This window comes from uncultured Caldilinea sp., assembly GCF_937128415.1.
Classification (GTDB): Bacteria; Chloroflexota; Anaerolineae; order Caldilineales; family Caldilineaceae; genus Caldilinea.
In genome coordinates this window covers 1-11,253 of record NZ_CAKZMJ010000030.1, presented here as the reverse complement: position 1 = coordinate 11,253, position 11,253 = coordinate 1, and the positions used below count along the sequence as shown (strand labels likewise).

Below are 11,253 nucleotides of genomic sequence, written 5' to 3'. Positions count from 1 at the left end.
GCGCCTCCCGAACAATCCGTTCAGACGTCGGAAACGGAGAATCTATTTGTTTTGTCGAAGCAGGATGCGTCCTTGCGCATCTTGCTGGCCGAGGACAACCTGGTGAACCAAAAGGTCGTCCTGCGCATGCTGGAGAAGTTTGGGTTCAGCGCCGACGTCGCCAGCAATGGGATAGAGGCGTTGGAGGCGCTGCATCGCCAGTCCTATGATCTTGTGTTGATGGATGTGCACATGCCCGAGATGGACGGCGTTGAAGCGACGAAGCAAATCCGACGCAGCGTGGCCTCCGAACGCCAACCGCGCATCGTTGCACTGACCGCCGCAGCCATGAAGGAGGACCGCGACGCCTGTCTTGCTGCAGGGATGGATGGCTTCCTGACCAAGCCGGTGCGGCCGGAGCATCTGGCGAATATTCTGCGCACAACCCATCGACGCAGATAAACAGCAGCAGCGGATGCCAAGAGGAAGAAGGGGCTGTAGGCAGGAAAGCAAGGTCAAGATTCTGATTTCAAGGGCAGGATGACGGTGAAGCGGCTGCCCTGTCCAGGGGCGCTCTCCACGACGATGCGCCCGCCAAGCAGCTCCACCAGCCGTTTGGTCAGCGCCAACCCCAGGCCCACGCCGGGATAGCGACGTCGCAGCGAGCTGTCCAACTGGATAAAGGGGCGGAACAGATGCGCCATGCCCTCTTCATCGATCCCGATCCCGTGAACCCAGACGGTGATGCGAGCTGCGCCGCTCGCTGCGTCCTTTTCCGCCAAGACCCCCAGCTCTCCCTGCTCAGGCGTGAATTTGATGGCGTTGCTCAACAGATTCAGCAGAATCTGAATGTAACGCAGCTGATCGCCTTCCACTATCAACTGTTCACAGGAAGACGCAAATTGAATCGTCTGCCGTTTGCTTTCGGCCTCTGGCGCGATGCGCGCCACGGCGAGTTTCGACAGCGCAACGGCGTCGAAGGTTTCGATTTGCAGGAAGATCTCCCCCGCCTCGATACGCGAAAAATCGATCAAATGATTGATGAGCGACAATAGATCGCGAGCGCTGGTTTGTATCAACTTTAACAGGCGCTGTTGCTGGGCGTTGAGCGCGCCGTGCATTTCCGTCTGCAGCGCCTCGGTCAACCCCAAAATGCTGCTGAGCGGCGTGCGAAGCTCATGACTGACGGTGGCGATAAATTCGTCTTTCATACGCGCTGCATTTTGCAGGGCCGCATTGGCGACCTGCAATTCCTCGTGGCTGCGCCGCAGCTCGGCTTCGACCGCTCTCAACGCCATCTCGACCTGCTTCAATTCGGTGATGTCGACGCCGACGCCCAGGACGACAGGCGCATCTAGACCCTCCAAGCGAAGAGGTTGTTTGATCGTTTGGAGCGTGTGCACAGTTCCATCATGAAATCGCACTTGCTCTTCTCGAATCGATAACGTCGCCCCTTCTCGAATGACCTGCAAATCCTCTGCGCGAAAGCGTGCGACCGCCTCGCGCGACGGCTGAAGATCGACGTCGCGGCGTCCGACCACCTCTTCTGGGGTCAGCCCGAATGCAGCCGCCGCCGGCCGATTGACCAAAAGGTATCGACCGTCGATGTCTTTCACGTAGATCAAATAAGGCGCAAGGTCGATGATCTGGCGCAATTGCCGCTCGTTAAATTGCAACGGCTGCGCACCTTCCTGGATGCGCGCCTCCGGCGTCTGCGCCAGCTTGTTCTCCGGCGCTTGCGTCGCCTTCCATGCTGTGTGCTCGAAGGCGACATTCACAGTGCGCGCAAGCTCGCCCTGAGAATTGAACGCCGGTGCGCTGCGCATCCGCAGCCAGCGGAAGGAGCCATCAGGATGGGATACGCGAAACTCTATGTCAACCAGATTCCCCTGCGTAGGACATGAAAACGCTGCACGCACGAAAGGCGCATCCTCCACACAAACGACCTCCAAAAACGCCAACGGATCGCTGAGCAGGGCGTCAGGAGACAACCCGAAAAGTCTCTCAAACCCCGGGCTGACATAGCGAACGGAGCGATTCTGAACATTGTAAATCCAAACCGCCCCGTCGATCTGCTCGAAGGCCCGGTGGAAATCCTCCACCTGCTCGTTCAGGATGCGCATTTGCGCTTCAAGCTGTGCAATCCGTTCTTCCAACGTTATGGCCATGAAAACCCGTTCCTTTACGCCTCCCTTCTAAAGGACGTTCCATGCCTTTACGAAAGGTTCATGCCTCGATCGGTCTGGTCGGCGGCTCGTCGCCGACCAGCGTGATCACGCGGAACGCTTCGGCATAGGCCATTTCCTTGCCCTTCGCCGCCTCGGCCGCCCACTGGCGCAACATTGGCTCTGGATCCCAATCGCGCATCTGACTGACATGGCAGCGCAGCGCCGCAATTTTGAGGTCGATCGTGTTGGTGATGTCCACCCAAGTGTCGCCTCCATTCCACGCCTCGACATACAGTTTGCGCACCTTGTGCGCCTGCAGGCCCTCCTCCGCCAGCTCCTCGAAGACATGGGGCTGGCCGGCCGCCGGAAACACCGCCTCGATCGCTGCGCTGGCGGCGGCCCGATGATCCGGGTGATTGACGTAGGTCGAGTTGACGAACCACGCCGTGGGGTCGCCGCAGACGACAACCTCTGGCCGAAAGCGACGAATTTCTCGCACGAGTTTGCGCCGCAGCTCGAGCGTATTCACCAGCAGGCCATCCGGCTCGCGGAGGAAGATGACCTCCTTGACGCCTATCAGCGCAGCCGCGGCGAGCTGTTCCTGCTCTCGGATGGCGGCGGCTTCGGCGCGCGTCACGCTGGGGTCGGCGATGCCGACGTCGCCGCTGGTCAGCAGAACATACGACACCTCGGCGCCGCCCTGCACCCATCGCGCGGCCGTGCCGGCGACGCCAAACTCGATATCATCTGGATGCGCAAAAATAAACATCGCCCGTTGGGGCGTATACGGTGTGTACAGACTCATGAGATCGTCTTTTCGTTTTTGTTTTTCTAATTCTTGTCGCTATCAAGATTATTGACCACAGCGGGCGGCGCTGTAGGCCTGATTCAACGCAGTGAGAATTTGCGCCGCAGAGGCTTGCAGGCCCGCCGCCGCACCCACGCGCTGATCGGGGTTCAGGCCGTCCACTGCGCTGCTAAATGCATCATACGCGTTCACCATTTCCGTGATCTGTTGGAACTGGAGCACGGTGTTGGCGCGACGAGCCGCTTCCACCCAACGCCCGACGCCTGCGCGCATGTCTCGGAGCTGAGCGACGCCGGTGTTGGCGTCGATCTGGCTGAGCCCGGCTGCAGATTCGCGCAAGGAGCTCAGCGCTTGACAAAGCGCGCGGCGAGCATCCGCTGCGGAGGGCGCCGTTTCGACGCTGCAACCGCTCAGCAGCAACAAAAACAAGAAGGTGAGAGCAAGCCCTGCTCTCCTGGATTGTTTCATGTCGTCTCCTTTCAAGTTGATGCGTGCAGTCAGGTATACTAACGGATCGGGCGTCTACGATTGCCTACGATTCCGTTATGATTCTGTATCGATTGCATTGATTTTGCTTCTTTTTCAAATCCATCACCACATCAAAGGAATGCCCCATGGGACTACAGCGCACGCCACGCGGCCGCCAGATCATCCGGCTCATGCTTGAACTCGATAAGCCGATTCACCCGATCACCGACGATGAGCTGGAACGGGAAGTGCGACGCAATTATCGCTGGAATTTTACGGTGAATCTGATCGACGGCGCCGCCTTTTGGTTTGGCCTGAGTTTTATCTCGGCGACCACCATTTTACCGCTTTTTGTGAGCAAACTCACAACCTCGCCGTTCTGGTTTGCATTGCTGGCGGTGCTGGCGCAGGCCAGCTGGTATCTGCCGCAACTGTTGACGGCCGGCGTGACCGAGCGCCTGCCGCGTAAGAAGCCTGTGGTGATCAACGTGGGGTTCTTCACCGAGCGCCTGCCGATCTGGCTGTTGCCGGTGGCGGCCTGGCTGGCGCCCGGCCACCCGACGCTAGCGCTGCTGCTCTTCTTTCTTGCCTACGCCTGGCACGGATTCGGCGCCGGCATGATCGCCCCCGCCTGGTCGGACATGATCGCGCGCATCTTCCCGATCGACCGTCGGGGCTGGTTTTTCGGCTTCAGCTCGTTCATCGGCACCGGGCTTGGTGCGATCGGCGCCGTCGCCAGCGGTTGGATTCTGGAAACGTTCCCGTATCCACAGAACTTCGTCTACACCTTTCTGGTGGCTGCGCTCGCCATCACCGTCAGTTGGGTCTCTCTGGCGCTGGCGCGCGAGCCGGTGCAACCGATCCCTGAGGCTGCACGCCAACGCAGCCGACAATCCTGGAAAAAGATCGCTGCGATTTTGCGCAACGACCGCAACTTTCGGAACTTTCTCACCTCTCGCCTCCTGTCCAACCTGGGGCGCATGGGCGCCGGCTTTCTGACCGTGGCGGCGATTCAACAGTGGCAGGTGAGCGACGCCAGCGTCGGCCTCTACACGGCGGCGCTGCTGATCGGTCAGACGCTCGGCAACCTGCTGGCCGGCGTGATCGCCGACCGCCGCGGCCACAAATTCACACTGGAGCTGGCGCAGTGGGCCAGCGTATTGACCTTCGGGATGGCGTGGCTGGCGCCCCATCCCGACTGGTACTACGTCATCTTTTTCCTGATGGGGATCGTCAACGGCATCGTGATCGTCTCCGGCGTGTTGATCGTAATGGAGTTCTCACAGCCGGAGCATCGGCCCACCTACATCGGGCTCGGCAACACCGTCACCGGCATCGGCGGGGCGATTGCGCCCGTGATCGGCGGCGTCATCGCCGCCTTCAGCTACGAATGGCTCTTTTTGGGGTCAGCGGTGTTAAGCGCCGCCACGCTGTTGGTGCTCTACTTCGGCATGAAGGAGCCGCGGCTGCACGTGCAGGCCGACCCGCTGGCGGAGATGGCAAGGGTGAACGATTAAACTCCAACGATTGAACTTAAGAGGACTGGCGGCTCTGCGCAGCCGCCAGTCTCCAGCTTACCGATTTAGAGGTTCGAGCGGTTCAGGGCGATGGCCGTAAGTTGTGACCGGACGCTCGACCGGCCTCGCCCAGCGCACGGCGTTGCTGATGACGCGCAACACCTCCGGCTGATGATAGGTGGGATACGTTTCATGGCCTGGGCGGAAATAGAAAATGCGCCCCTGGCCGCGGCGGTAGCAGCAACCGCTGCGAAAGACTTCGCCGCCCTGGAACCAGCTCACAAAAACAAGCGTCTCCGGCTCGGGGATGTCGAAAAACTCTCCGTACATTTCCTCGTGCGGAATCTCGAAATACTCGCCGATGCCGTCGGCGATCGGATGACCCGGCGCGACCACCCAGAGCCGCTCGCGTTCGCCCGCCTCGCGCCATTTCAGGTTGCAGGTGGTGCCCATCAGCCGCTTGAAAATCTTGGAAAAGTGGCCGGAATGCAGCACGATCAGCCCCATGCCGCGCAACACGCGGTCGTGCACGCGCGCAACGATTTCGTCTTTCACCTCGTCATGCGCCATGTGCCCCCACCAGACCAACACATCCGTGTTCTCCAGCACGTGCTCGGTCAGCCCATGTTCGGGTTCGTCGAGCGTGGCGGTGGTGACGATGCAGCCGTGGCCGCGCAGATAGCCTGCGATGGCGCCGTGGATGCCCTGCGGGTAAATCGCAGCAATTTTTGGGTTTTGTTTCTCGTGACGATATTCGTTCCATACAGTCACGCGAACCGGCGTCGACATAAATGTATTCTCCTCTCGTGCATCTCATCAGGAGGCGACTCAGGCCGCCGCCGACGTTGCATCGACGACGAACTGCTCCGCCTCGCGTTGCGTCACCGGGACGCCCCCGCGCTGGGCCGAGGCGCGGATCATGTCCCACAGGATCGCCATGCGCAGGCCCACCTCCGGCGGGCTGGGGTTCTCCATCTCCCCGCGGCAGACGCGGATAAACTGCTCCCAGGCGCCGAACGAAGGCGGCGTCTCGACCGGCTTTAGATCGCTTTCACCCTGGCGCTGCACTTCCAGCCGTTCCCCCCACACGCCGGTGCGCAGGATGCCGTTGGTGCAGAAGACGCGCACGTCCGACGCACAGGACTGGATCGTGTCGCCGCAGCCGCCCAGACTGATCAGCGCGCCGGAGGCCAGCCGCGCCATCACCACGCCCAGGATGTCGACGGGCCGGCCTCGGTTGTCCAGCCAGGCCGCCACCTCGACGACCGGTTCGCCCGCCAGATCGGCCACGGTGTTGAGCAGATGCGCGCCTGTGTCGAAGAGAAAGCCGCCGCCCGACAGCTCCGGCACCTGGCGCCAGGTGTTCATGGTGAAGGCGTTCCAGCTCTGCCAGACGACGCCGTGGATGGTGAGGATTTGCCCCAGCTCGCCGCTGCGCAACATCTTCACGGCGGTGCGAATCTGGGGCGAGAGGCTGCCGTTGAAGGCGACGACAAGCCGCCGTCCCGTACGGTCGCGCGTGGCGATCAAGCTGCGCGCCTCGAGGACGTTCATCACCATCGGCTTTTCCAGCAGCACGTCCAGCCCGGCTTCCAGACAGGCGACCGCCTGGTCGTGATGCAAGGCGTGGGGCGTGATGATGAAAGCGGCGTCCAGCCTGTCGGCGTACTTGCGCAGCATCGTCGACAGGTCAGGTTCATTGGGCGGCGGCTGCAGCCCGGCCTCCTCGAACAAGAGCGCGTAGCGCTGATAGGTCGCCTCCGAAGGCTCGCAGACGACCGGAATGGTCACCATCTCCGGATGGCGCAGCATTGAAGTCGTGTGGTGGCGCGCCATGCCTCCACAGCCGATCACGGCGATGCGCATCGGCGCAGACACCCTTTCTAACAGTTCAGACATCGCTGAATCCCCTCCAGACAAAACACGGATAAGCAACCCTTGTATAGTGCCACAGAGGATGAATTTCTGTCCAAAGCGTTGGTTGTCGCTTTTGGAAGGCCGAGCATGCGAAATCAGCTGAGTTTACAGTTGCATGCGCAGCGCCCAATTCCGGCAAAACCGCTTCAGTCGGCTACAATCCATCCATGCGTATGCAACCTTCTCTTATTCTCGCCTCCGCCAGCCGGCGACGTCAACAGTTTCTGCGCGATCTAGGCCTGGCGTTCTCTATCCGGCTTCCCGACATCGACGAAACGCCGCTGCCCGGCGAGGACCCGGCCGCCATGACCGTGCGACTGGCGGAAGCCAAGGCGCAGGCGGTTGCGCAGCAACTGGCCGACCCCGGCGAACATGTTTTGATCATCGCCTCGGACACGACGGTGGCGCTGGATGGAGAAATCTACGGCAAGCCGGAAGACGCAGCAGACGCCGTGCGCATGTTGCGTGCGCTGCGCAACCGCACGCATGAGGTGATCAGCGCCGTCACCGTGCTCCAACCTGCGACGTTCCGCTGCGCCACGCGCGTGAATCGCACCGCCGTGACGATGCGCAACTACAGCGACGCCGAGATCGCCGCCTATGTCGCCTCGGGCGACCCGATGGACAAGGCCGGCGCCTACGCCATTCAGTCGCCGGATTTTGCACCTGTCTGCGCATTGGATGGCTGTTTCGCCAGCGTCATGGGGCTGCCGCTGGTCGAGCTGTGCGAACTGTTGGCAACCTTTGGCGTGGCGACGCCGCGCACGCCGCTGCAGGTGTGCGGCGAGATCAACCCGTTTCCCTGCTGCGCCGCCTCCAGCGGGCGCAGCGTGCATATCGAGTTTGCCTCCTGACGGAAAATTGTTTCAAACCTCGCAAAGGGGTCATCCCCAGATGCGCCAGGCCACAATGAAAAGCATGGCGAGGACGATGGCGAACTTCAAAAGTGAAGCAAGCAGCGTGCTGACCCAATAGCCCCATATGGCGCACAGCGCCCGGCGCAGATTGCGCTTGTCGAGCCACTCCACCACGAACATGCCGAGCACGGCGCCCAGCAGCGCGCCGAACAGCGCACCGACCAACGGAACGCCGACGAGCAGGAAGCCGCCCAACAGTCCGCCCACGATGGCGCCTGCAATGGCTTTCCAGCTTACGCCGGCCCGTCGGCTCATTGCGGTCGTCAACAGCAGCTCAGACGCCGAGGCCAGCGCCGCCAACGCGCCCAGCGCCGCCAGAATCGCCCAGTTGATGCGCACAAAGCCGTCCCCCCACGCCCAAACGAACGCGCCCAGCCAGATGAGCGGCGGGCCGGGCAAGAACGGCAACACGACGCCGATGACGCCCAGCACCATCAACGCATAGCCGAGCAGATGCAACAGGTTGACGCCGGCCCCGTCCATGTTATTTCTCCGCCCAGATTTGGCCGTCCTCGACGATCAATGCAACGATGGGGGAGCGCCCAAAGAGCGGAGGGACGTCGATGCCAAGCTGCGCGTAGAGCGCCGGCGGAACGCCGACGTCGGCGAGATAGAGGGCGCCGCAGGCGCGCGCAGCCTCCGGTTGGCGAAAACCATCCTTGGGCAGGGCCAGCGTCAACGTCGACGTGGCCTGGAGATGAGGCTCGAAAACTTTCCCGGATGCCGTATCGACGCCGCTGGGTGCGTCGAGGCTCAGGATCGGCGCCGCGCTGCTGTTGGCCAGCCGAATCAGATCGCGCGAGGGTCCACGCGGAGCGCCGCGCAGCCCATAGCCGATGAGCGCGTCGATCAGCAGGTCCGCAGGCGGCAGCTCCCAGCCTTCCTCGGCCCAAGCCAGCGGCGCGCCCATCGCCTGCAAGATGCGGAGCTGTCTGGCGGCTGCGCCTTGATAGCGATCCGGAGGATGGCTGCAGACGATCTGCACCCAAGCGCCCCAGTTGATCAGATGTCGCGCGGCGGCCAGCCCGCCGCCGCCATTCGGGCCGCGCCCCGCAAGCACGACGATCGAACGGTCGGCCACGTCGCCGTCGAGCATGCGCTGCGCCAGGGTCGCCAGGCTGCGACCGGCGTTCTCCATTGCCTGCAGCGGGTCGATGCCATAGGTCTCGGCCATCGACCGCTCGATCGCTTTCATCTGCTCGGTGGAGACCGTCGGCACAAGGATGCGCCCGCCCATCGCTACACCGCCAGGTCGCGCAGCCAGGCGCGGTGCAACGTCCACCGATTCTCGCCCGGATCCCAGTGCAGCTCGAAGGTGTTGTCATCCACCGCCTGGATCAGATAGCAGCGAATCAGCTTCCCTTGCACGCGTTCCTCCCATTGTCGTCCCACCGTCGCCACGTAGCGGGTGCGATCCCGCCAGATGAACGAGGTGGGAAGAACGGTTCCATCTGTCATCACGCGCACCAGCGCGTTCACCGGCTCCTCGACCAGAACTTCTCTCATCATGATGGCTGAGGCCTCCCCTCCAGATAATTCAACAACAGAGTCAGCGCCGCATGAGCGCTGAGCAATTTATTCTGGCTCCGATTTCCTGGCCAGATAAAGTGAGCGCCTTGCTCGTAGCCATCCACAGCGCTGAGGTGCAAATAAGTCGTCCCGACCGGCTTGTTCGGCAGCCCGCCGCCTGGCCCGGCGATGCCGGTGACGCTGACCGCAACATTTGCGCTGAACAGCCGCAATGCGCCCTGCGCCATCTGCCGGGCGACCGCAGCCGAAACCGCGCCTTCGCGCAGCAACGTCTCGGGATCGACGGCCAGCAAACGCTCCTTGGCGGCGTAGCTGTAGACCACCGCTGCGCCGGCGAAATAAGCGGAGCTGCCGGCGTTCTCTGTGATCAAATGGCCGATCAGCCCCCCTGTGCAACTCTCCGCCGTCGCGCACATCCAGCTGCGCTCCATCAAGCGCTCGCCAACCCGCTGTGCAAGCTGAATCACTTCATCCTTGTCAATATTCTTGTCAATCATCGGATCGCTCCTCATCCCGATCGGATAGTCGTCGGCCGATCGCCATCCAGTGTTCATTCCCGCGGCGCATAAAAAGGACGGCCCCGGCCCGCCCGCCCGCAGCCAGGCGCAAGCGAGGGCGCAGCGACTCCGGCGCCTGCGGAAAGCCGCGCTTGAGCAGCTCCACCTGGCCAATGCCCAGGGAAACCAGCCGCTGATTGAGCACCTTCAGGCTAAATCGATGCACCTCTTCGATAAGAAAGGCCTGGGCAAGCGGCTCTTTGACAAAGCGTGGCGCGGCAATGTAGGCGACGTCCGGCGCGACAAGATGCCCGCTCAGCTGCGCGCAGAGCGCGCCCAAAGCGCCGGCGCGAATCACGGCGCCATCGGGTTCGTAGAGAACCATGCCCGGCGCCAACTCGCCCACAAGCGGAGGAAGACCTTCATCGGCGATCTGCACCCAACCCTCCGCACGATGCACGGAGGCCCACCGTTTCGGCGCATCCGGGCGACCCAACCAGAGCACCGCCTCCTTGCACACGCCGTCGTGGCTGACAAATTCCACGCAGCAATTGGCCGGAATCTCCGCCGCCTGCACGCCGGGCGTCACCTTGACGGCGACGAGCGGAATCAGGTCGCACAATTTGAGAATCTCGCCGATGGAGGGCTGCATCGCATGCAGGCTGAAGGTGCGGCGTCCCTCGCTGCGCCGCGAAGGGTCTACAAAGGCGGCGGCAGCCTGAGGCAGTTCCCCCTTTGCCAGCGCGGCGGTCCAATCCGCCTGCACCACGGTGACGCGTTGCGCCAGGCCCAGAGCGGCTGCATTCGCCTCGGCGAGGCGGGCGCGCAGCGGGTCCTTCTCGTAGGCGATGACCGGTCGTCGCTTCGCCAGTGCGATGAGATCGCCGCCGATTCCACATCCCAAATCGAGAAAAACGCCTGGAGGTGCAGCTTCATCCATCTGAGCCGCGCGATGTTCGGCCGGCTCCTGAGCGGTGGCCTGCTCAAGCGCCTCGGCGATGAAGAACATCCGGTCGGCGTCCCTGAATTTCTCCGCTGCGCGCCGCCTCAAGCGAACCTGAGTCACCAGCTCGGCGGCGATCGCCGCAGGATAGGCGCGTCGCAATCGACTTAAAAGCGTCAGGAGGCGCCGGTCGTCGAGCGCTTCCTGCGCCAATGTCTCCAAGAGAGGCTGCGCCTCGGGAGAAAGCACAAAGTCGATCGCTGTGTTGCGATCGCCGTCGTTTGGGGCGGCGCAGTGGACGCTCCTGGATGAAAACGTTGGGTGTTCGTCGGTCAATTGCATTGTGTTCGGCTTGACGCTGCTTACAGCGCTCTGTACACTGGATTTAACTGCTCTGATTCGTCTCCCGGCAAGCTCTGAAGCCGTTCGATGATTTTACTTTTTCAATCTCGTCATTATGGCATACAGAGCGCCAATTGTGATAAGATGAAAAAGCATTCGCATATTCG

At 62.2% G+C, this 11,253-nt stretch carries 13 protein-coding genes; 3 read left to right on the top strand and 10 right to left on the bottom strand.

Annotated elements, in window-relative coordinates; all coding sequences use genetic code 11:
- Nucleotides 1-441: response regulator (locus Q0367_RS04830; protein WP_298981121.1), on the top strand; the 441-nt coding region annotated here is incomplete at its 5' end.
- Between the two features lie 53 nt (nucleotides 442-494).
- On the opposite strand, the gene Q0367_RS04825 is transcribed toward Q0367_RS04830, so the two are convergent.
- From Q0367_RS04825 to Q0367_RS04815, 3 genes are read right to left on the bottom strand one after another with little or no spacing between them, the layout of a single operon-like run.
- Nucleotides 495-2,147, bottom strand: coding sequence for an ATP-binding protein (locus Q0367_RS04825; RefSeq protein ID WP_298981119.1), 1,653 nt, complete (start codon nucleotides 2,145-2,147; stop codon nucleotides 495-497).
- Nucleotides 2,148-2,205: 58 nt separating this feature from the next.
- Nucleotides 2,206-2,952 carry a PIG-L deacetylase family protein gene (locus tag Q0367_RS04820; RefSeq protein ID WP_297640157.1) on the bottom strand — a complete coding sequence of 249 codons (747 nt, stop codon included), beginning with the start codon at nucleotides 2,950-2,952 and terminating at the stop codon, nucleotides 2,206-2,208.
- 48 nt (nucleotides 2,953-3,000) lie between these two features.
- Entirely contained in the window at nucleotides 3,001-3,423 is a 423-nt protein-coding gene (locus Q0367_RS04815; RefSeq protein ID WP_297640158.1) for a hypothetical protein, read from the bottom strand.
- Nucleotides 3,424-3,569: 146 nt separating this feature from the next.
- Here Q0367_RS04815 and Q0367_RS04810 point away from each other — a divergent pair, with 146 nt between their 5' ends.
- Nucleotides 3,570-4,940 carry an MFS transporter gene (locus tag Q0367_RS04810; protein WP_297640159.1) on the top strand — a complete coding sequence of 457 codons (1,371 nt, stop codon included), beginning with the start codon at nucleotides 3,570-3,572 and terminating at the stop codon, nucleotides 4,938-4,940.
- A gap of 57 nt (nucleotides 4,941-4,997) precedes the next feature.
- Here Q0367_RS04810 and Q0367_RS04805 read toward each other — a convergent pair whose 3' ends face one another.
- Together Q0367_RS04805 and Q0367_RS04800 are read right to left on the bottom strand one after the other, a co-directional pair.
- Complete coding sequence (locus Q0367_RS04805; RefSeq protein WP_297640160.1) at nucleotides 4,998-5,729, bottom strand: ThuA domain-containing protein; 732 nt, start codon at nucleotides 5,727-5,729, stop codon at nucleotides 4,998-5,000.
- Nucleotides 5,730-5,768: 39 nt separating this feature from the next.
- Nucleotides 5,769-6,839 (bottom strand): Gfo/Idh/MocA family protein, encoded by a 1,071-nt coding sequence (locus Q0367_RS04800; protein ID WP_297640161.1) that lies wholly within the window; start codon nucleotides 6,837-6,839, stop codon nucleotides 5,769-5,771.
- 191 nt (nucleotides 6,840-7,030) lie between these two features.
- Between Q0367_RS04800 and Q0367_RS04795 the strand changes: the two genes are divergently transcribed.
- On the top strand, nucleotides 7,031-7,711 hold the full coding sequence (locus Q0367_RS04795; RefSeq protein WP_297640162.1) for a nucleoside triphosphate pyrophosphatase: 681 nt from the start codon (nucleotides 7,031-7,033) through the stop codon (nucleotides 7,709-7,711).
- 30 nt (nucleotides 7,712-7,741) lie between these two features.
- Here Q0367_RS04795 and Q0367_RS04790 read toward each other — a convergent pair whose 3' ends face one another.
- The 5 genes from Q0367_RS04790 to Q0367_RS04770 are packed head-to-tail and all read right to left on the bottom strand — an operon-like array spanning nucleotide 7,742 to nucleotide 11,086.
- On the bottom strand, nucleotides 7,742-8,257 hold the full coding sequence (locus tag Q0367_RS04790; protein ID WP_297640163.1) for a DUF456 domain-containing protein: 516 nt from the start codon (nucleotides 8,255-8,257) through the stop codon (nucleotides 7,742-7,744).
- Between the two features lies 1 nt (nucleotide 8,258).
- The gene (locus Q0367_RS04785; RefSeq protein WP_297640164.1) at nucleotides 8,259-9,056 is read right to left on the bottom strand and encodes an NAD(P)H-hydrate epimerase; all 798 of its coding nucleotides are present in this window, start codon (nucleotides 9,054-9,056) and stop codon (nucleotides 8,259-8,261) included.
- Nucleotides 9,014-9,283: a DUF6504 family protein gene (locus Q0367_RS04780; RefSeq protein ID WP_297640165.1), complete on the bottom strand. Its 270-nt coding sequence runs from the start codon at nucleotides 9,281-9,283 to the stop codon at nucleotides 9,014-9,016. The genes Q0367_RS04785 and Q0367_RS04780 overlap by 43 nt, the downstream gene beginning before the upstream one ends.
- On the bottom strand, nucleotides 9,280-9,801 hold the full coding sequence (locus Q0367_RS04775) for a CinA family protein (protein ID WP_297640166.1): 522 nt from the start codon (nucleotides 9,799-9,801) through the stop codon (nucleotides 9,280-9,282). The genes Q0367_RS04780 and Q0367_RS04775 overlap by 4 nt, the downstream gene beginning before the upstream one ends.
- Entirely contained in the window at nucleotides 9,794-11,086 is a 1,293-nt protein-coding gene (locus tag Q0367_RS04770; RefSeq protein ID WP_297640167.1) for a class I SAM-dependent methyltransferase, read from the bottom strand. Before Q0367_RS04770 ends, Q0367_RS04775 begins: the two co-directional genes overlap by 8 nt.
- Between the last annotated feature and the right edge of the window lie 167 nt (nucleotides 11,087-11,253).